A 20,909-nucleotide genomic window follows, 5' to 3' on the forward strand; every position below is an offset into this window, starting at 1 on the left:
AGCGAGTGGGTACGAGGTGATGTGGTGGAGGACGGCGGGCGGGGGGCCTCGAACTCCCCCGCCCGCCGTCGGCCGGGGCCGCCCTACGCCGAGGGCAGCTGCTTCAACTGGATGTCACGGAAGGACACCTGGTCGTCGGCTCCGTGGTTCTGGAGACCGATGTAGCCGTTCTTGAGACTGCGTACCGGATCGGTGTTGGTGTAGTCGTTGATCTTCACGCCGTTGAGGTAGACCCGGAGGCGTTCGCCCTCGACCCGGATCTCGTAGCTGTTCCACTCCCCCGGCGGCTTGAGGACCTCGTCACGGGCGGCGAGGTCGGCGGACTTGAAGCCGTAGACGGCTCCCGTGGTCCGGTCGGCCGCGTCGGTGGCGTCGATCTGGACCTCGTAGCCGTTGTTCACGGCGGACCAGGGGTCGTCGGACGCCGGGAAGCCGACGAAGATGCCGGAGTTGTCGTCTCCAGCCATCTTCCAGTCGAGCTTCAGGGAGTAGGACTTCAGCTCCTTGGCCTGGTACCAGAGCATCCCCATGCCGCCCTCGGTGCGCAGCTCGCCGTCGGCGACGGCGAACTTCCCGGGGCCGGCCTGCTTCCAGCCGTCGAGCGTCTTCCCGTTGAAGATGGTCCGGTAACCCGTGTCGGGCGTGCAGTCGGCCGCGGCCTGACCGGTCGTGTAGCGCATTCCGCCCAGGAGGTGCTTGCGGAAGTCCGGTTCGGTGTAGGACTCCTTGGTGTGGCCGAGGCCGGTGTAGAAGGAACGGCCGCCCTGGTAGGTCTGGCACCAGGAGATCGGGTGGTCGCCCTTCATCGTGCCGCCGGTGTAGCTGGTCTCGTCCAGCGTGGCGAGCACCTGGGCCTTGTCCCGGGGGTTGGTGCGGTAGTTGTACCACTCGTCGGTACGGTCCCACGCCTCGCCCAGGTGGGCCGTCGCCGGGTGGTCGTGGTTCTCGACGCGCACGGTGGCGGGCTGGATCTGCGGGTGCGAGGCGAAGTACGCGCCGACGAGTCCGCCGTAGAACTCCCAGTCGTACTCGGTGTCGGCGGCGGCGTGGACGCCCATGTACCCGCCTCCGCCGGCCACGTAGTCCTCGAACGCCTTCTGCTGGTCGCTGTTGAGCACGTCACCGGTCGTGGAGAGGAAGACGACGGAGTCGTAGCGAGCCAGGTTGGCCGGGGTGAACTGTCCGGCAGCCTCGGTGGCGTCGACGGTGATGCCGGTCTCGGCGCCCAGTTCCTTCAGCGCGGTGATGCCCGCCGGGATGGAGTCGTGACGGAATCCGCCGGTCTTGGAGAACACCAGGACCCGCTTGGCGTCCCGGTCGGGGGCCGCGGACGACAGTTCGAAGTCGTCGACGTCGTAGAGCGCTCCGGCCCCGCCCGTGAAGACGAGGAAGAGTTCGGTGGTCCGCCTGGGAACGTTGCGCAGGGACACGTCGACGTTCTGGAAAGTGTCCCAGCTGCCCGTCACCGGGACGGTCGTGGAACCCAGCAGGGTGCCGGTGGGCGAACCGGTCCGTACTTCCAGGGTGCCGCCGGCTCCGCCGGAGGAGACCCGGGCGGTGAGCTTGGTCGCGCCGGTGAGCAGGTAGGGCTTGAAGGAGATCCAGTCGTTGTTGTGGATGTCCCCGACGGTCTTGCCGCCGTGTGCGCTCGTCTTGTTCTGCGGTGCGACCCCGGACTGGGCGGTGTAGTGCTCCGCCTGCCGGTGGCGCGGCTGGAGCTGCGCCTGGTCGCTGCCGGTCAGCGCAGCCTGGCCGCCGCCTCCGCCGTCCGTGTAGGAGGCGTCGACGACTCCGAAGATGTTGGCGTTCGGGTCGTGCCCGCCGTCCGCCTCGGTCTTGATGACGCCGCTGCAGCCGTTGACCGTGGTGACGGGGTGGCCGTGGCTGTCGTGGCCGAGGATGAAGCGGACCGCGACCTTGGAGCAGTCGACGGTGCCGTCCTCGGGATCGGTGACGGTCACCTTGAACGGAATCTCGTCCCCGAAGGAGAACAGCTTGCCCTCGCCGGGGAGTTCGAGCTTCACGGTGGGCGCGGTGTTGCCGACGGTCACATGGACGCTCGCGGAGCCGGTCCGGCCGCTCGGGTCCTTGGCGGTGACGGTGGCGGTGTAGGTGCCGTTCTTCTTGTACGTGTACGTGGGGTTGGCGGCCGTCGACTTTCCGCCGTCGCCGAAGTCCCAGGCATAGGTGAGGGCGTCGCCGTCGGCGTCAGCGGTACCGGCCGAGGAGAAGGCCACCCTGAGCGGTGCGGTGCCGGAGGTCTTGTTCGAGCTCGCCTCGGCGACGGGTGAGCGTCCGCCGGTGGCGTTCTCGATGCGGTAGAGACCGGCGTTCTCGTCCCCGCCGAACCAGGCGGTGCCGTAGTCCAGGACGTACAGCGCCCCGTCCGGCCCGAAGGCCATGTCCATGACCTGGGTGCCGCTCCACGGAATGGAGCTGATCGACTGGACGGCGCCGTTGCTGTCGTGCTCGATGCGCTTGATCCAGCGCCGGCCGAACTCTCCGGCGAAGAAGTCCCCGTCGTACGCCTCGGGGAACTTCACCGGCGAGTCGAGGTTCGGGTCGTAGTCGTAGACGGGCCCGCCCATCGGGGACTCGGAGCCGGTGCCGAACTCGGGCACGGAACCGCCGTCGTACGGAATCCAGGCGGCCTCGGCCGGGGGCAGGTCGACCAGACCGGTGTTGTGCCGCGAGGTGTTCTTCGGTGCGGCGCAGTCGAAGGCGGCGCCGGACGTCTTGGTCGCGAAGTCGTAGTCGATGTACGGGTCGTTGTCGCCCGTGCAGAACGGCCAGCCGAAGTTGCCGGGCTTCGTCACCCGGGCGAACTCGACCTGACCGGCCGGTCCGCGCTTCGGGTCGGCCGCACCCGCGTCGGGGCCGTAGTCACCGACGTAGAGGATTCCGGTCGACTTGTCGACGGAGAAGCGGAACGGGTTGCGGAAGCCCATCGCGTAGACCTCGGGCCGCGTCTTGTCCGTACCGGGTGCGAAGAGGTTGCCCTCGGGCACGGTGTACGAGCCGTCCGCGGCGACCTTGATCCGGAGGATCTTGCCGCGCAGGTCATTGGTGTTGCCGGAGGTGCGCCGGGCGTCGTACGCCGGGTTGCGGTCCGGGCTCTCGTCGATGGGGGTGAAGCCGTCCGAGGAGAACGGGTTCGTGTCGTCGCCCGTCGAAAGGTAGAGGTTGCCCTGCGCGTCGAAGTCGATGTCGCCGCCCACGTGGCAGCAGATCCCGCGGGTGGCGGGAATGTCGATGACCTTCTTCTCGCTGGCGTTGTCGAGGGTGCCGTCCGCCTTGAGCACGAAGCGCGAGAGCCGGTTCACTCCGTCGAACTTGGCGAACTCCGCGGCCGTCCCGTTGGCCGGTGCGTCACCGGCGGGGGTGTCCAGCGGGGGTGCGTAGTAGAGGTAGATCGCGCGGTTCTGGGCGAAGTCGGGGTCGATTCCGACGCCTTGGAGCCCTTCCTCGTCGTGCGAGTAGACGGGGATGGTGCCGGCGATCCTCGTGTTGCCCGCACTGTCGGTGATGCGCAGCTCGCCGTTGCGCGAGGTGTGCAGGACGCTGCGGTCGGGGAGGACTGCCAGCGACATGGGCTCGCCGGTCTCGGCTCCGCCCTTGGCGAGGGTGACCTGCTGGAACTCCTCGGCCAAGGCGGCTTCTTCGGCGGTGGTGTTCTGCGGCCGCGGATCGGCCGAGGCGCCGGGTGCGGCTCCGAGGGCGAGGGTCGTCGCGGTGAGCAGACCACCGGTCAGCAGGGCGAGCGACTTGCGGAATCCGGTATGCCGTCGGCCGCGATATCGGGTTCGGGTTCTGTGCACGAGTGTCCTCCGGAGAGTGCCGGTTGTACGGGCGGGTGGAGCCGTGGCCGTGCAGCGCGGGGACTGCCGCGCACGTCGTCGGGGCCGGACGGGCCCCGCCGACGCGAGTCATGTCGTGTACACCAGTGGGACGGTAGACCTGATCGTCCAGGACGGAAAGCCCTTGCGCAGGAGGGAAGTTGAACTTCTTCCTGCGAGAGGACAAAGGCGGGTTCCGGGCAGCGGTGAGCAACCCGGCGGGGCTCGGGCCCCCTACTCCATTCCTGGGGCGGAGCCCCGTATCGCTCAGTCCGCGTTGCCGAACGCCGCGTCGAAGGACGCGGTGGGCGGGTCGAAATCGAACCGCTTCAGCGCAGCAAGCGCTTCCGGCGCGCCGGTCAGCCGGTCCATCCCCGCGTCCTCCCACTCCACGGAGACCGGACCGTCGTAGCCGATGGACCGCAGCATCCGGAAGACGTCCTCCCACGGGACGTCACCATGACCGGCCGAGACGAAGTCCCAGCCGCGCCGCGGGTCGCCCCACGGCAGGTGGGAGCCGAGCCGGCCGTTGCGGCCGTCGAGGCGCTTGCGTGCCTCCTTGCAGTCCACGTGGTAGATCCGGTCCCGGAAGTCGTACAGGAACCCGACCGGGTCGAGGTCCTGCCACACGAAGTGGCTCGGGTCGAAGTTCAGCCCGAATGCCGCCCGATGGTCAACGGCCTCCAGCGCGCGGTGCGTTGTCCAGTAGTCGTACGCGATCTCGCTGGGGTGCACCTCGTGGGCGAAGCGCACGCCCTCCGCGTCGAAGACGTCGAGGATCGGGTTCCAGCGCTCGGCGAAGTCCTCGTAGCCCCGTTCGATCATGTGCGGCGGGACCGGCGGGAACATCGCGACCAGGTGCCAGATCGACGACCCGGTGAAGCCGATGACGGTCCGCACCCCGAAGGCCGCGGCGGCGCGTGCGGTGTCCTTGATCTCCTCGGCGGCCCGCCTGCGTACCCCTTCCGGCTCGCCGTCGCCCCAGATCCTGCCGGGCAGGATCGCCTGGTGACGCTCGTCGATCGGGTTGTCGCAGACCGCCTGGCCCACCAGGTGGTTGGAGATCGCGTAGCACTTGAGCCCGTACTTCTCGAGCAGCTCGTGCCGCCCGTCCAGATAGCCGGGGTCGGAGAGTGCCTTGTCGACCTCGAAGTGGTCTCCCCAGCAAGCGAGTTCGAGACCGTCGTAACCGAAGTCCCGGGCGTGCTTGCAGACCTCCTCGAGCGGCAGGTCGGCCCACTGGCCGGTGAAGAGCGTGAAGGGACGGGGCATGCGCGGGACCTCCTAGAAGGGGACCGGGGTGTGGACGGAGTTCTTCTCGGCGCTCTCCTCGACGGCGGCGAGCACCCGCTGCACCTGGAGCCCGTCGGCGAACGACGGCATGGGCGCCGCGCCCGCCGCGATCGTGCGGACCACGTCCGCTGCCTGGTGGACGAAGGTGTGCTCGTAGCCGAGGCCGTGGCCCGGCGGCCACCACGCCTCCAGATAGGGGTGCTCGGGTTCGGTGACGAGGATCCGCCGGAACCCGGCGCTGACCGCCGGTTCGGTGTGGTCGTGGAAGGACAGTTCGTTGAGCCGTTCCAGATCGAAGGCGAGCGAGCCGAGCTCCCCGTTGATCTCCAGGCGCAGTGCGTTCTTGCGGCCCGCCGCCATCCGGGTCGCCTCGAAGGAGGCCAGCGCCCCGGAGGCGAGCCGGCCGGTGAACAGGGCCGCGTCGTCGACGGTGACCTCCCCCCGTACGGTGACGTCCCCTGCGCCCGAGAGACCGGCGCCGGGACCGGCGAGCACGGGCCGGCTCCGTACGAAGGTCTCGCTGACCGCCGACACCCCCACCAGCAGCTCCCCCGTCAGGTACTGGGCGAGGTCCACGATGTGCGCCCCGAGATCGCCGAGCGCGCCGGACCCGGCCTGCTCGCGCTTGAGCCGCCAGGTGAGCGGCGATTCGGGGTCGACCAGCCAGTCCTGGAGGTAGGTGGCTCGTACGTGCCGCAGGGTGCCCAGCCGGCCCGCCGCGATCAGTTTGCGGGCGTACGTGATCGCCGGAACCTTGCGGTAGTTGAAGCCCACTATGGCGATCTGACCACGGGCGGCGGCCCGTTCCGCGGCCTCCGTCATGGCCTCCGCCTCGGCGACCGTGTTGGCGAGCGGCTTCTCGCACAGCACGTGCTTGCCCGCTTCGAGAGCGGCGATGGCGATTTCCGCATGGCTGTCACCAGGGGTGCAGATGTCAACCAACTGCACGTCGTCCCTGGCGATCAGGGCGCGCCAGTCGGTCTCCGCCGCCGCCCAGCCGTGTCTGGCGGCGGCGGCGTCGACCGCGGTCCGGTCGCGTCCGCAGATCGCGGCGAGAGCCGGCCGCATCGGCAGGTCGAAGACGTGTCCTGCGGTGCGCCACCCCTGTGAGTGGGCGGCGCCCATGAACGCGTATCCGACCATGCCGACTCCGAGCGTCGCCGTTTCCGGCGCCTGCGTCGGCGGCGCTGCGGCCTCCTGCTCCGTCTCTTCCCTACGGGACATCCGGGCTTCCTCCTCGTCGGTCGTTCGGTGGGCACGGCAGGAGGGGCGGTCAGCTCCCTCCTACGGCCGGATCAGCTGAAGCCCGTCGGCAGGTACTGGTCGATGTTCTCCTTGGTGACCACGGCCGAGTAGAGGGTGAGGGAGGTCGGGATCTCCATCTCGGAGAGGCCGCCGACGCCCTTGCTCTGTCCCAGGGCGCGCGCCAGGTCGATGGCGGAAGCGGCCATCGTCGGCGGGTACAGGACGGTGGCCTTGAGGACGCTGTTGTCGGCCTTGATGGCGTCCATCGCCGACTTGGCCCCGGCCCCGCCGACCATGACGAACTCGTCGCGGCCCGCCTGCTGGATGGCGCGCAGTGCGCCGACTCCCTGGTCGTCGTCGTGGTTCCACAGGGCGTCGATCTTCTTCTGCGCCTGGAGGAGCTGGGCCATCTTGGCCTGCCCCGACTCGACGGTGAAGTCGGCCGCCTGACGGGCCACCAGCTCGACGTTGGAGTAGTTCTTCAGCGCGTCGGCGAAGCCCTGGCTGCGCTGCTTGGTGAGTTCCAGGCTGTCGATGCCGGCCAGCTCGACGACCTTGGCGTTCGACTTCCCCTTGAGCTGCTCGCCGATGTAGTGGCCGGCGTTCAGCCCCATGCCGTAGTTGTCGCCGCCGACCCAGCAGCGGTACGCCTGCGGGGAGGCGAAGATGCGGTCCAGGTTGATGACGGGGATGCCCGCCTTCATCGCTTCGAGGCCCACCTGGGTGAGCGCCTTGCCGTCGGCGGGAAGGATGACGAGGACGTCGACCTTCTTGTTGATGAGGGTCTTGACCTGGCCGATCTGGACGGCCGTGTCGTTGGAACCCTCGGTGATCTCCAGGGTCACCTCGGAGTACTTCTCCGCCCGTGACTTGGCGTTGACGTTGATCGCGTTGAGCCAGCCGTGGTCGGCCTGGGGTCCGGCGAAGCCGATGGTGACGGGCTTGCCGGGCTTGTCGTCGGCGGCGGGCTGATTGCTCTGCGCGACCGCCTTCTCCTTGGGCTCGTTGCTGGTGCAGGCGGTGAGGAAGGCGCCCGCGGAGACGGCTGCGGTGCCGAAGAGCAGGCCTCTGCGGCTGGTTTCTGGCATGGCTGTCAAACCCTTCATCCGGTGCGTTGCATACGGAACAGCGGGTGGTGGTGGGGAGAACCCTGTATCAGGTCTCGATCAGGTCTCTCCGTTGCGCAGCGTGCGGCGCTGGACCAGGACGGCGGCGACGATGATCGCGCCCTTGGCGATCTGCTGGACATCGCTCTGCAGATTGTTGAGCGCGAAGATGTTGGTGATCGTGGTGAAGACGAGGACCCCGAGGACGGAGCCGACGATGGTGCCGCGCCCGCCGCTGAGGAGGGTGCCGCCGATGATGGCCGCGGCGATGGCGTCGAGCTCGTAGAGGTTGCCGTTGGTGTTCTGGCCCGAGCCGGACAGGATGATCAGCATGAAGGCGGCGATGCCGCAGCAGAGTCCGGAGAGCAGGTAGAGGTAGAGCCGCTGGCGGCGTACGTCGATGCCGGCCAGCCGGGCTGCTTCCGCGTTGCCGCCGACCGCGACCGTACGGCGTCCGAAGGTCGTCCGGTTCAGGATCAGCCAGCCGATGACGGTGACCGCGGCGAACACCATGACCAGGGGCGGAATCCCCAGGATGTAGGAGTCGGGCAGGCCCAGGTCGAGGACGGACTGCACGGTGACGATCTGCGTCTTGCCGTCGGTGATCTGGAGGGCGAGTCCACGGGCCGAGGCGAGCATGGCCAGTGTCGCGATGAACGGCACCAGTCCGCCGTACGCGATGAGGAGCCCGTTGACGAGCCCCGCCGCGAGTCCGACGACCACGGCGGTGAAGAGGATTCCCGCGAAGCCGTACTCCTGGGTGGCGAGTGTCGTCGCCCAGACGGAGGCGAGTGCCACCATCGCGCCGACCGACAGATCGATGCCGCCGCTGGTGATGACGAAGGTCATGCCGACGGTGACGACGCCGATGACGGATGCCTGCGTCAGGATCAGCTGGAGGTTGCCGGTGTCCAGGAAGGCATCGGGTTCGGTGATGCCGCCGACGGCGATCAGTACGGCGAGTACGCCGAGCAGCGACAGGTTGCGGACGTCGGCGCGCAGGCCGAAGGCGCGCGGGCCCCTCTCCTTCGAGGGCGGTGCGTCGGCCGGGCCGGTCAGGACCCCCTTGTCCGGCCCGTTGTGCCGCGCCGATGAGACGGGCTGCGTCATGATGCCGGGCTCCCTTCCATCACGAGATCGAGTACGCGGTGCTCGTCGAGCTCCTGGGCGTCGGCCGTGTGCACGACGCGTCCCTCGCGGAGCACCAGCACCCGGTCGGCGAGGCCCAGCACTTCGGGTACCTCGCTGGAGACGAGCAGAACGGCGAGGCCGTCGTCGGCCAGCCGGCGGATCACGGCGTAGAGCTCGGCGCGGGCGCCGACGTCGACACCGCGGGTGGGTTCGTCGAGGAGCAGGACCCGGCAGCCGCGCAGCAGCCAGCGGGCCAGGACCGCCTTCTGCTGGTTGCCGCCGGAGAGCGTACGGACGGCGGCGTCCGGATTGTCGGGCCGCAGGGAGAGCTCCCGGGTCGCGGTCCTGGCCGCCTTCCGTTCGGCGCCGCGGTCGATCCAGCCGCCGCGGGCGAAGCGGGAGAGCGAGGAGACGGAGACGTTACGGGTGACCGATTCCGTCAACAGGAGGGCCTGCGCCTTGCGTTCCTCGGGCGCCAGGCCGATTCCGGCGGCCACCGCGGCACGGACGCTGCCGGGGCGGAGCGGCTTTCCGTCGACGGTGACGCGTCCTGTGGTGGGCCTGCGCGCACCGAAGACGGTCTCCAGGATCTCGGAGCGGCCGGAGCCGACGAGTCCTGCGAGGCCGACGATCTCGCCCGGCCGCAGTTCGAGGTCGAGCGGTTCGAACTCGCCCTTCCTGGACAGCCCTTCGACCGTGAGCACGGGCTGTGCGGCGGCGCGCTCCGCCGTGGCCGTCTTCTCCGGGAAGACGTACTCGACGTTGCGTCCGGTCATCATGGCAACGATGTCGCGCGTCGGCGTGGTCTTGGCATCGAGCCCCACGGCGACGGCCCGGCCGTCCTTCAGTACGGTCACCCGGTCGCCGATCCGGCGGATCTCCTCCAGCCGGTGGGAGATGTAGACGACGGCGACACCCTCGGCGGTGAGCCCGTCGACGATACGGAAGAGGTTGTCGACCTCGTCGGGGTCGAGGGCGGCCGAGGGCTCGTCCATCACGATGAGCCGTACGTCGTGGGAGAGCGCCCGTGCCATCGAGACGATCTGCTGCTGGGCTGCGGAGAGTTCACCGACCGCGCGGGCCGGGTCGATCTCCGGGTGGCCGAGGCGCTTGAGGTGGTCGCCTGCCGCCGTGCGGGCCTCGCGGGTGCGGACGACGAAGCCCGCGGTCGTCGGCTCGTGGCCGAGGAAGATGTTCTCGGCGACCGACAGGCCCTCGACCAGGTCGAGTTCCTGGTAGATGGTGGCGATCCCGAGGCGCATCGCGGCGATGGGCGACTTGAGCGCGACGGGTGCGCCGCGCCAGGTGATCTCGCCGTCGTCGGGTTGGTGGGCGCCGGCCAGCACCTTGATCAGGGTGGACTTGCCGGCGCCGTTCTGCCCGAGGAGACAGTGGACTTCGCCTGCCTGTACCTCCAGGTCCACGCCGTCGAGGGCGCGGACACCGGGGAAGGACTTGGTGATGCCGGACATGGTGAGCAGGGGTGGTTCCGGCACTGGTGCCGGTTCTGGTGCCATGACAAATCCCCTCGGTGCGGGACCGGTGAGCGGGCAGGGCGAGGTGCGGGCGGTGCTGTGGTGCTGGACGTGCCGTGGTGCGGGATGTGCGGGACGTGCGTGCTGTGCCGTGGTGCTGACCGGACCGAGGTTCAGGCCGGTGAGAACAGGTGGTCGCTGATGAGCCGGGCGGCGCCGATGACTCCGGCGGCCGGTCCCAACTCCCCCAGGACGATGGGGAGGTTGCCGGTGGCGAGCGGCAGGGACTGCCGGTACACCTGGGTCCGGACACTGGCGAGGAGGTTGTGGCCGAGGCCGGTCACACCGCCGCCGATCACCACCAGGCCCGGGTTGAAGAAGCTGACGAGTCCGGCGATGACCTGGCCGACCCGGTTGCCGCCTTCGCGGATCAGGTCGAGTGCGGCGGCGTCACCGGCCGCGGCGGCGGCGGCCACGTCGATGGCGTTGAGCCTCCCGGCCGCTTCCAGCCGGGCCGCGAGCTCCGCCGACCGCCCGGAGCGCGCCGCGTCCTCGGCGTCGCGGGCGAGCGCCGCGCCGCTGAAGTGGGCTTCCAGACAGCCCCGGTTGCCGCAGGCGCAGGCCCGGCCGTCCGGTTCCACCTGGATGTGCCCGATGTCTCCGGCGCTGCCGGTCGTACCGCGGTAGACCTCGCCGCCGACGACGATGCCGCAGCCGATGCCCGTACCGATCTTGACGCAGAGGAAGTCGCCCACGGAGCGTGCGACGCCCGCGTGCTGCTCACCCATCGCCATGAGGTTCACGTCGTTGTCGACCATGACGGGGCAGCCCAGCTCCTGGCTGAGCGCCTCGCGGACCGGGAACCCGTCCCAGCCGGGCATGATCGGCGGCGCGACCGGCACGCCTTCGGGAAAGCGGACGGGACCCGGTACGCCGATACCCGCGCCGTCGAAGCCCTCGGCGAGGCCGGAGGCCCGGAGCTTGGCCGCCATCGACAGCACCTGCTCGAAGACGGCGACGGGACCCTCGCGTACGTCCATGGGGTGGTTGAGGTGCCCGAGGACCTCCAACTCGGCGTTGGTGACGGCCACATCGATAGACGTGGCGCCGATGTCGACACCGAGGAACCGCAGTGCGGGAGCGAGCCGGATGTTGTGGGAACGGCGTCCGCCGCGCGAGGCGGCGAGCCCGTCGGCCACGACCAGGCCGGTCTCCAGCAGCCGGTCCACCTCGACGGCGAGCTTGGAGCGCGAGAGGTCGACCTCGTCCCCCAGCTGCGCACGGGAGTTGGGGCCGCCGTCGCGCAACAGCCGCAGCAGCCGCGCCTGATGCGCGTTCGCGGGTCGAGCCGTCATTCGTCTCACACGTCCCTCCCCGCCACATCGGACAGTCCGTCGGGCTTTGGAGGGGAACGTAGCAGCGCTTTCCCGGAGTGGGAAGAAGTTGCGCAGGAATCCGCTCCAACTTTCTCCACACCCAGGACAAAGGAAAGTCCATGCAGCCCCTTGATCGCGTCCATGGCCGACCGGCGGGGCGATATGCGCAGACTGGCCGCCGTCATCCGACCCCGCGTCAGAGATACCCATGAAGGAGCTGAGGATCGTGATCGGACATCGCCGTATCAGGGAACTCACCGCACTGTGCGTCCTGCTCACTCTCGGCACCGCGGCGCCCGCGGCTGCCGCGCACGGTGAAGGACGCACGGTCCACCACGTCGACTGCCGGACGGCGGACGGTCACCGCAACGGTTCGGCCGACCGTCCCTGGAACAGCCTGAAGCAGGTCAACTCCCTGCCGCTGAAGGCCGGTGACAAGGTCCTGTTCGCCCGCGGCTCCCGGTGCACCGGAACCCTGGCACCGCGTGGGGCCGGCGCGGAGGGCAACCCCCTGACGATCGGCGCCTACGGTACGGGCGCCAAGCCGGTGATCGACGGCGCCGGTGCGCCGGACGCCGTACTGCTGCGCAACACCGAGTGGATCGAGGTCTCCGGCCTGGAGATCACCAACGCGGGTGCGCCGGGCCGGAACAAGCGCGGTGTCCATGTGGTGCTCGACGACTACGGCACGGGTTCCCACTACCGGCTGACCGGCCTCGACATCCACGACGTCCTCGGTGACGACACGAAGCACACCGGCGGCTCCGCGGGCATCCTCTTCTCCGTCACCGGGTCCGCGGTGGAGACGAGGTTCGACGACGTTCGGGTCGAGGGCAACACGCTGAGGACGGTGGACCGCGAGGGCATCTACTTCGCGTCCAGTTGGAACAACCGTCCCGCGATCACCGACTACGACCCGGCGGGCCCTCGCTGGATTCCCGCCACGCGCGTGGTCGTACGGGGCAACACACTGGAGGACCTGGGCGGTGACGGCATCGTCATGACCGCAACCGACGGGGCGCTCGTCGAGCGGAACACGGTCCGCGGCTTCCAGCGCCGCTCCGCCGGGTACAACGCGGGCATCTGGCCGTGGAACGCCGACAACACCGTGTTCCAGCACAACGACGTCTCCGGCGGCGAGACCACCCGGGACGGCATGGCGTACGACGTCGACGAGGGCTCGTACGGCACGGTGTTCCAGTACAACTACAGCCACGACAACGCCGGCGGGTTCTTCCTCGTCTGCACGGCGGGCGGCCATCTCGGCGATGCGGTGATCCGGCACAACATCAGCCAGAACGACCGCTTCCGGGGCATCGAGACGTGCTCGGGCTCCTTCGACGACGTCCGCTTCCTGAACAACACGATCTACATCGGCCCGGGCATCAGCCAGACCGTGGTGAACGAGAACACCACCAACAAGCACCAGATCGCCTTCCGGAACAACCTGGTCGTCAAGGAGGGGGCGGGCACCGCCGGCTTCAGCCTCCGCTCCGGCGCGGTCACGGCGTCCCACAACACCCTGCGCAACATCACCGGCGCCCCCGCCAACCCGGGCGGCAGTACGGCCGACCCGCTGATCGTCGGCCGCGGCACGGCCACCTCGTCGGCGGACGCCGGTGCGGCGTACGCACTGCACGCCGACTCCCCCGCGATCGGCGCCGGCATCGCCCTCGCGGACGCCGGGGACCGCGACTACTCCGGCAACCCGATCACACCGGGCTCCGCCCCCAACGTCGGCGCGTACAACGGCGCCGGAATCACCGGGCCCCTGCCCACACCGGTCGGCCTCACCGGCTGAGCGGCGCGCCGATGGGGGCGCCGGGTGATCCTGCCGCCCCCATCGGTGCGGTCCGGCCCGCACGGCGGGCCGGATCAGCTTTCTTCGTTACGCCTCTTCGCGCCGGTGGTACGTCTCGCGCGTGTGCTCCGTGTGCGCGCGCATGACCTCTGTGGCCCGCTGCTCGTCCCGTGTGGAGATCGCCGCGATCAGTTCGCGGTGCTCGATCCACGACTGGGTACCGCGCTGGCGGGCCACCGGCGTGTAGTACCAGCGGACCCTGCGGTCCACCTGTCCCGCCAGTTCGGCGAGGACGACATTGCCGGCCAGCTCCATGACCTTGGCGTGGAACGCGGCGTTGGTGGCAACCGCCAGGTCCACGTCGTCTCCGGCGACGGCCTGCTCGCCCCTGGCGCAGAGCTCTTCGAGCGCCGCGATGCCCGCGGTGCCCGAGTTGGCCGCGGCGAGCCTGGCCGCCTCGGCCTCCAGGAGCGTCCGGACCGAGAGCAGCTGGTCCGCCTCCTGCTCGGTGGGCTCGTGGACGAAGGCGCCCTGCGCGGGACGCAGGTCGACCCAGCCCTCGGTGTTCAGCCGCTGGAGCGCTTCGCGCACCGGCTGCCTGGACACCCCGAGATGCCCCGCGAGTTCGCTCTCGACCAGATGCTGGCCGGGTCGCAGTGCTCGCGTGGTGATCAGTTCGAGCAGCGCCTCGTAGACGCGCTCGCGCAGCGGGCCGGGCCGTTCCAGCCTCGGCACAGCCCCTTGCGGCAGTCCTGTGGACAACATCGCGGTCCCCCTCCAGGCGACGAGCAATTGCTTATCGTCTACAGTCTACCGAGCACAATGCGGGTCAGGGACAGCGGATCACTTGACCGGCGTACGAGAGATTGCCGCCGAAGCCGAAAAGCAGCACCGGAGCACCGCTCTCGATCTCCCCGCGCTCCACCAGTTTGGACAGCGCCATCGGGATGGAAGCGGCGGATGTATTGCCGGAATCCACCACATCCCGGGCGATGATCGCGTTGACCGCGCCGATCTTCTTCGCGACCGGTTCGATGATCCTCAAATTGGCTTGATGCAGCACCACCGCGGCGAGGTCCTCGGGGGCGATACCTGCCTTTTCGCACACCTTGCGAGCAATCGGCGGCAGCTGCGTGGTGGCCCAGCGGTAGACCGACTGTCCCTCCTGGGCGAAGCGCGGGGGCGTGCCCTCGATGCGCACCGCGTTGCCCATGCCGGGCACCGAGCCCCAGAGGACAGGACCGATCCCGGGCTGCTCGTCGGCACCGGTGTCCGCGACGACGACCGCGGCGCCCGCGCCGTCACCGAGCAGGACGCAGGTGGTGCGGTCGGTCCAGTCGGCGATGTCGGCCATCTTGTCGGCGCCGATGACCAGGACGCGTGTGGCGGCCTCTGCCCGGATCGCGTGGTCCGCGGTCGCGAGGGCGTGCGTGAACCCGGAGCAGACCACGTTGATGTCCATCACCGCGGGCGAGCCCATACCGAGCCGTGCCGCGACCCGCGCCGACATGCTCGGCGAGCGGTCGATGGCGGTGGAGGTCGCCACGAGGACCATGTCGATGTCCGAGGGCTGCAGGCCGGCGGCGGCCAGCGCCTTGGCTCCCGCGTGTGCGGCCATCTCGTCCACCGGCTCGTCGGGACCACCCACGTGACGGGTCTTGATGCCGACGCGGCTGGTGATCCACTCGTCACTGGTGTCCACCATGGCGGCCAGATCGTGATTGGTGAGCACCTTGGCGGGCTGATAGTGGCCGAGCGCCACGACACGTGAGCCGGTCATGTACGGGTTCCCCTCGCTACGTATGGCAGGAACCATCCAGTCTTGGTCGCTACTGCCCGGTACGGGGACACGTAACCCCACAGGATTCCGGGCCGAGGCTTGGAGCCTTGACAACAGCCGTGACTACAGTCTTGACCCCCCAGACGGCATACTGTAGACAATATTCTGTCGACTTGACACCCTCGCTCGGTCCTCTCACCGAACGGAGAGCCCCGTGAAAGTCGCAGTTGTCGGTGCCGGAGCCATCGGCGCCTATGTAGGGGCCGCGCTCCACAGAGCCGGCGCCGAGGTCCATCTCATCGCCCGAGGTCCGCACCTGGCGGCCATGCGCCGCGACGGTGTGCGCGTCCTCAGTCCACGCGGCGACTTCACCGCGCGCCCCGCGGCCACCGACGATCCTTCGGAGGTCGGACCCGTCGACTATGTGTTCCTCGGCCTCAAGGCCAACTCGTACGCGGTTTCGGGCCCCTTGGTCCATCCGCTGATGCACGACCGCACCGCCGTGATCGCCGCGCAGAACGGCATTCCCTGGTGGTACTTCCACGGCCTCACGGGACCGCACACCGGGCGCCGACTCGACAGCGTCGACCCGGCCGGTGCGGTCAGCGCAACCCTGCCGCCCGAGCGCGCCATCGGGTGCGTCGTCTACGCCGCGACGGAGATCGAGGCACCCGGCGTCGTGCGCCATCTCGAAGGCACCCGGTTCTCCATCGGCGAACCGGACCGCTCCGTCTCGCGGCGCTGTCTCGACTTCAGCGAGGCCATGGTAGCGGGTGGACTCAAATGCCCGGTCGAACCCGACCTGCGCAACGACATCTGGATCAAGCTGCTCGGCAACATCTCCTTCAACCCGATCAGCGCGCTGGCCAGAGCCACGATGGGCCAGATCTGCCGCCATCCGGACACCCGCGCGCTCGTGGAGTCGATGATGCGCGAAACCCTCGACGTGGCGGCCGCTCTCGGCTGCCACCCCGCGATCTCCGTGGAGCGGCGTATCGCGGGCGCGGAGCGCGTCGGCGACCACAAGACCTCCACCCTCCAGGACCTGGAGAAGGGCAAACCCCTCGAACTCGACGTGCTGCTCGCCGCCGTCGTCGAGCTGGCCGGACTGGCCGGGACGCCCGTACCGACGCTGCGCGCCGTGCACGCGCTCGCCGACCTCCTCGCCACCACCTCCTCGGCCCCAGCAGGGAGCGCACCATGAACAACGGCCGCACCACAGGCAACGACGGCAGGCGCCGCAAGGGCCGGCAGCCGAAGAGTTACGAACGTCTCACCCACCCGCTCGTACGCGACGAGGGCGGAAGCCTGCGGCGCGCGAGCTGGGACGAGGCGCTGACGCGGGCGGCTGCCGGATTCCGGCAGACCCGTGAGGCGTACGGCCCCGATGCCTTCGCGATGCTCTCCTGCGCCCGCGCCACCAACGAGATGAACTACGTGGCCCAGAAGTTCACTCGGGTCGTGATGGGCACCAACAACGTCGACTCCTGCAACCGCACCTGCCACGCCCCCAGCGTCGCCGGCCTCTCGGCCGCCTTCGGCTCGGGCGGCGGCACCTCCTCGTACGAGGAGGTCGAGCACACCGACCTCGTCATCATGTGGGGCTCCAACGCCCGCTTCGCGCACCCGATCTTCTTCCAGCACGTCCTGAAGGGCATCCACAACGGGGCCCGGATGTACGCCGTCGACCCGCGCCGCACCTCGACCGCCGAGTGGGCGGAGAGCTGGCTCGGCCTCAACGTCGGCACCGACATCCCCCTGGCGCACGCCATCGGCCGCGAGATCATCCACGCGGGACTCGTCAACACCGCCTTCGTGGACCGCGCGACGACCGGTTTCGAGGAGTACGCGGCGCTCGTCGAACCCTGGACGACGAGCGCGGCGGAGAAGGTGACCGGAGTCCCCGCCGAGGCGATCCGGGACCTGGCACACGCCTACGCCACCGCCGAACGCGCCCAGCTGTGCTGGACCTTGGGCATCACGGAGCACCACAACGGCACCGACAACGTCCGTGCGCTCATCAACCTGTCGATGCTCACCGGCCATGTCGGACGGTACGGCTCCGGGGTGCAGCCGCTGCGCGGCCAGAACAACGTGCAGGGCGGCGGCGACATGGGCGCCATCCCGAACAAACTGCCCGGCTTCCAGGACATCCTCGACCCGGAGTCGCGGGGGAAGTTCGAGCGGTCCTGGGACACGGTGATCCAGCCCCGGTACGGCAAGACGCTCACCGAGATGTTCGAGGCGATGGAGAGCCGCGAACTGCGGGCCGTGTACTGCATTGGCGAGAACCCGGCGCAGTCCGAGGCCGACAGCGAGCAGGCCGTGCGCCGCCTCGCCTCGCTCGACCATCTGGTGGTGCAGGACATCTTCCTGACGAAGACCGCCGAGATGGCCGATGTCGTCCTGCCCGCCGCCGCCGCGTGGGCGGAGACGGACGGCACGACGACCAACAGCGAACGGCGCGTGCAGCGGGTCCGGGCGGCCCTGGTCCCCCCGGGCGAGGCCCGCGAGGACATCGACATCATCTGCGCACTGGCCGAACGACTGGGACACGACTGGAAGTTCGCCGACTCCGAGACCGTGTGGAACGAGCTCCGGGCCCTGTCCCCCGACCACTTCGGCATGACGTACGACCGGCTGGCCGAGCACCAGGGGCTCCAGTGGCCCTGCCCGGACACGGAGAAACTGCCGTCGACGTTCCTGCACGCCCGGCTGTGGGAGACCGACCCGGAGCGACGGGGCCCCGCGGCCCCCTTCGGCCTGGTGGCGCACGATCCGCCGGTCGACCTCACCGATGAGACGTATCCGCTGCGCCTCACGACGGGCCGGCGCCTCGACTCGTACAACACCGGTGTCCAGAGCGGCAGTTACGCCTCGCCGTTGCGTCGCGGCGAGTACATCGAGCTCTGCCCGGAGGACGCCGAGGCGTACGGCGTGACGAGCGAGGAGCGGGTACGGGTCTCGTCCCGGCGGGGCAGTGTCACCGCGCCCGTGTGGATCGACCACGGGCTGCGGCCCGGACTGGCCTTCATGACGATGCACTTCCCTGACGAGGTCGACACCAACCAGCTGACGATCGAGGCGAACTGCCCGATCGCCGGCACCGCCGAGTTCAAGGCGTCCGCCGTACGGATAGAGAAGCTGGTGCCCGCATGGACCTGAGATTCACCGGTGCCGCACCGTCCGATGCCGAGCGCGCGGCCGTGGACGCACTGCTCGGTCCCCCGCCCTCCGGCTGGGAGGGGGCCGCCGAACGCACCGACGAGGATCTGCGCTGGGCGACAGGCGGCGCCTCGGCCGCCAAGGACCGGCGCGACCAGCTCCTGCCCGCCCTGCACGCGGTGAACGACCGCGTGGGGTGGATCAGCGAAGGGGCGCTGGACTACATCTGCCGACGGCTGACGGTGGCTCCGGCGGAGGCGTACGGAGTGGCGACGTTCTACTCCATGTTCTCGGTGAAGCCCCGCCCGGCGAAGGTCCTGCACGTCTGCACGGACCTGGCCTGCGCGGCCCGCGGCTCGGGGGCACTGTGCGCGAGTCTGCGGTCGGAGCTGGGCGAGCCGGGCACTCCGGTGGAGGGTGCGGTCTGGCAGGAGAGCCCCTGCCTGGGCCTGTGCGAGAGGGCCCCGGCGGCGCTGCTGCTCCAGGCGGGCCCTCCGATGCTCCAGGACCGCCACGCGGTCATCGCCCCCGCCACCGCACCCGCCATCGCCGCAGCCGCCCGCTCCCCCGAATCCGCCCCCACCGAACCCCCCGCCGAATCCGCCGTCCCCCAGGCCGGATCCCCGGACCTCGTCCTCCTCAAGCGCATCGGCACGGTCGACCCCACCTCCCTGGACGACTATCGGGCCACCGGCGGATACACCGCCCTGCGCCGGGCGTTCACCCTCGGGCCCGCCGCAGTGATCCGCGAAGTGCTGGACGCGGGCCTGGTCGGCAGGGGCGGCGCCGCGTTCCCCACCGGGCGCAAGTGGCAGGCCACCGCCCAGCAGGCCGACGGCCCGCACTACCTGGTCTGCAACGCCGACGAGAGCGAACCGGGCACGTTCAAGGACCGCGTCCTGATGGAGGGTGACCCGTTCGCTCTGATCGAGGCGATGACCGTCGCCGGGTACGCCATCGGCGCCGAGCGGGGCTACCTCTACCTGCGTGGCGAGTACCCGCGCGCGTACGAACGGCTGAGCAACGCGATATCGGCCGCCCGCGCCCGCGGCCTGCTGGGTCCTGACGTCCTCGGGCAGGGGTACGCCTTCGACATCGAGATCCGGCGCGGGGCGGGCGCGTACATCTGCGGTGAGGAGACCGCGATCTTCAACTCGATCGAGGGGCAGCGCGGCGAACCGCGGTCCAAACCGCCGTTCCCGGTGGAGAAGGGCCTGTTCGGCAAACCGACCGCCGTCAACAACGTCGAGACGCTGGTCAACGTCCTGCCGATCCTGGAGCACGGAGCCGCCGCCTACGCGGCGACGGGCACCGGTTCGTCGACCGGCACCAAGCTGTTCTGCGTTTCGGGACAGGTGGACCGTCCCGGCATCTACGAGCTGCCCTTCGGCGCGAACCTGCGGGAGCTGCTCGACCTCGCGGGCCCCGCCCGGAACCTGCGGGCGGTACTGCTCGGCGGCGCGGCCGGCGGCTTCGTACGCCCCGACGAGCTGGACATCCCGCTGACCTTCGAGGGGACACGGGCGGCGGGCACGACCCTCGGTTCGGGTGTCGTGCTGGTCCTGGACGACTCCGTCGAACTGCCGCGCATCCTGCTGCGGATCGCGGAGTTCTTCCGCGACGAGTCGTGCGGGCAGTGCGTGCCGTGCCGGGTGGGCACCGTCCGCCAGGAGGAGGCGCTGCACCGGATCGTGGACCGGACCGGCGCCGGGGCCGCCGAGGACATCGCGCTCATGAGAGAGGTGGGCGAGGCCATGCGGGACGCCTCGATCTGCGGTCTGGGTCAGACCGCCTGGAACGCCGTGGAGTCCGCCATCGACCGTCTGGGGGTCTACAAGTGACCGCTGTTCCGCTCCAACTGCCGCGCCGTCTGATCGAGTTCACCCTGGACGGGCAGGAGACCCGGGTCCCGGAGGGTTCGACGATCCTGGACGCCTGCCGGGCCGCGGGCAAGGACATCCCGACCCTCTGCCAGGGCGACACGCTCACACCCAAGAACGCCTGCCGGGTGTGCGTCGTCGAGGTGGAGGGGGCCCGCACCCTCGCACCGGCGTGCTCACGGCGGGCGGAAGCGGGCATGACGGTGCTGACGGACACCGACCGGGCCAGGCACAGCCGCAAGGTGGTCCTGGAACTGCTCGCCTCGTCCACGGACCTGTCCACGACGCCCCGCGCGGCGGAATGGATCAAGGAGTACGAGGCGAAGCCGGACCGTTTCGGTCCGGACGCGGCCCGGGTCAACGAGGAACCCAAGGTCGACAACGACCTCTACGTCCGCGACTACGACAAGTGCATCCTCTGCTACAAGTGCGTGGACGCCTGCGGCGAGCAGTGGCAGAACACCTTCGCCATCGCCGTGGCGGGGCGCGGCTTCGACGCCCGTATCTCCACCGAGCACGACGCCCCGCTGACCGATTCGGCGTGCGTCTACTGCGGCAACTGCATCGAGGTGTGCCCCACCGGGGCGCTCTCCTTCAAGAGCGAGTTCGACATGCGCGCGGCCGGTACCTGGGACGAACCGGCCCAGACCGAGACCACCACCGTCTGCGCGTACTGCGGCGTCGGCTGCAACGTCACGCTCCATGTGCAGGACAATGAGATCGTCAAGGTCACCTCGCCGCACGACAACCCGGTGACCCACGGCAACCTCTGCATCAAGGGCCGCTTCGGCTACCAACACGTACAGAATCGGGTTTAACCG

14 protein-coding genes are annotated in these 20,909 nt (G+C 69.7%); 5 read left to right on the forward strand and 9 right to left on the reverse strand.

Annotated elements, in window-relative coordinates:
• Positions 1-83 precede the first annotated feature (83 nt).
• From ACWGO0_RS10405 to ACWGO0_RS10435, 7 genes are all read right to left on the reverse strand, one after another.
• Positions 84-3,818, reverse strand: a complete 3,735-nt coding sequence (locus ACWGO0_RS10405; protein ID WP_453531004.1) for a ThuA domain-containing protein — start codon at positions 3,816-3,818, stop codon at positions 84-86.
• 285 nt (positions 3,819-4,103) lie between these two features.
• Complete coding sequence (locus ACWGO0_RS10410; RefSeq protein WP_453531007.1) at positions 4,104-5,108, reverse strand: sugar phosphate isomerase/epimerase family protein; 1,005 nt, start codon at positions 5,106-5,108, stop codon at positions 4,104-4,106.
• A 12-nt stretch (positions 5,109-5,120) separates the two neighbouring features.
• On the reverse strand, positions 5,121-6,353 hold the full coding sequence (locus ACWGO0_RS10415; protein ID WP_453531010.1) for a Gfo/Idh/MocA family protein: 1,233 nt from the start codon (positions 6,351-6,353) through the stop codon (positions 5,121-5,123).
• A gap of 71 nt (positions 6,354-6,424) precedes the next feature.
• Entirely contained in the window at positions 6,425-7,462 is a 1,038-nt protein-coding gene (locus ACWGO0_RS10420) for a substrate-binding domain-containing protein (RefSeq protein ID WP_453531012.1), read from the reverse strand.
• A 78-nt stretch (positions 7,463-7,540) separates the two neighbouring features.
• The gene (locus tag ACWGO0_RS10425; protein ID WP_453531015.1) at positions 7,541-8,590 is read right to left on the reverse strand and encodes an ABC transporter permease; all 1,050 of its coding nucleotides are present in this window, start codon (positions 8,588-8,590) and stop codon (positions 7,541-7,543) included.
• Positions 8,587-10,083, reverse strand: a complete 1,497-nt coding sequence (locus ACWGO0_RS10430; RefSeq protein WP_453531167.1) for a sugar ABC transporter ATP-binding protein — start codon at positions 10,081-10,083, stop codon at positions 8,587-8,589. Before ACWGO0_RS10430 ends, ACWGO0_RS10425 begins: the two co-directional genes overlap by 4 nt.
• Positions 10,084-10,259: 176 nt before the next feature.
• Positions 10,260-11,441: an ROK family protein gene (locus tag ACWGO0_RS10435; protein WP_453531018.1), complete on the reverse strand. Its 1,182-nt coding sequence runs from the start codon at positions 11,439-11,441 to the stop codon at positions 10,260-10,262.
• Positions 11,442-11,688: 247 nt separating this feature from the next.
• Between ACWGO0_RS10435 and ACWGO0_RS10440 the strand changes: the two genes are divergently transcribed.
• On the forward strand, positions 11,689-13,263 hold the full coding sequence (locus ACWGO0_RS10440) for a right-handed parallel beta-helix repeat-containing protein (protein WP_453531021.1): 1,575 nt from the start codon (positions 11,689-11,691) through the stop codon (positions 13,261-13,263).
• A gap of 87 nt (positions 13,264-13,350) precedes the next feature.
• On the opposite strand, the gene ACWGO0_RS10445 is transcribed toward ACWGO0_RS10440, so the two are convergent.
• Together ACWGO0_RS10445 and ACWGO0_RS10450 are read right to left on the reverse strand one after the other, a co-directional pair.
• Positions 13,351-14,028, reverse strand: coding sequence for a GntR family transcriptional regulator (locus tag ACWGO0_RS10445; protein ID WP_453531024.1), 678 nt, complete (start codon positions 14,026-14,028; stop codon positions 13,351-13,353).
• 64 nt (positions 14,029-14,092) lie between these two features.
• Positions 14,093-15,043: a beta-ketoacyl-ACP synthase III gene (locus ACWGO0_RS10450; RefSeq protein ID WP_453531027.1), complete on the reverse strand. Its 951-nt coding sequence runs from the start codon at positions 15,041-15,043 to the stop codon at positions 14,093-14,095.
• Between the two features lie 214 nt (positions 15,044-15,257).
• Between ACWGO0_RS10450 and ACWGO0_RS10455 the strand changes: the two genes are divergently transcribed.
• The 4 genes from ACWGO0_RS10455 to ACWGO0_RS10470 are packed head-to-tail and all read left to right on the forward strand — an operon-like array spanning position 15,258 to position 20,906.
• Positions 15,258-16,247: a 2-dehydropantoate 2-reductase gene (locus ACWGO0_RS10455; RefSeq protein WP_453531030.1), complete on the forward strand. Its 990-nt coding sequence runs from the start codon at positions 15,258-15,260 to the stop codon at positions 16,245-16,247.
• Complete coding sequence (locus ACWGO0_RS10460) at positions 16,244-18,208, forward strand: molybdopterin oxidoreductase family protein (protein WP_453531033.1); 1,965 nt, start codon at positions 16,244-16,246, stop codon at positions 18,206-18,208. The genes ACWGO0_RS10455 and ACWGO0_RS10460 overlap by 4 nt, the downstream gene beginning before the upstream one ends.
• Positions 18,199-20,049 carry an NAD(P)H-dependent oxidoreductase subunit E gene (locus ACWGO0_RS10465; RefSeq protein ID WP_453531036.1) on the forward strand — a complete coding sequence of 617 codons (1,851 nt, stop codon included), beginning with the start codon at positions 18,199-18,201 and terminating at the stop codon, positions 20,047-20,049. The genes ACWGO0_RS10460 and ACWGO0_RS10465 overlap by 10 nt, the downstream gene beginning before the upstream one ends.
• Positions 20,046-20,906, forward strand: a complete 861-nt coding sequence (locus ACWGO0_RS10470; RefSeq protein ID WP_453531039.1) for a 2Fe-2S iron-sulfur cluster-binding protein — start codon at positions 20,046-20,048, stop codon at positions 20,904-20,906. The genes ACWGO0_RS10465 and ACWGO0_RS10470 overlap by 4 nt, the downstream gene beginning before the upstream one ends.
• Positions 20,907-20,909 lie beyond the last annotated feature (3 nt).

Source organism: Streptomyces sp. NPDC055749 (assembly GCF_053617235.1).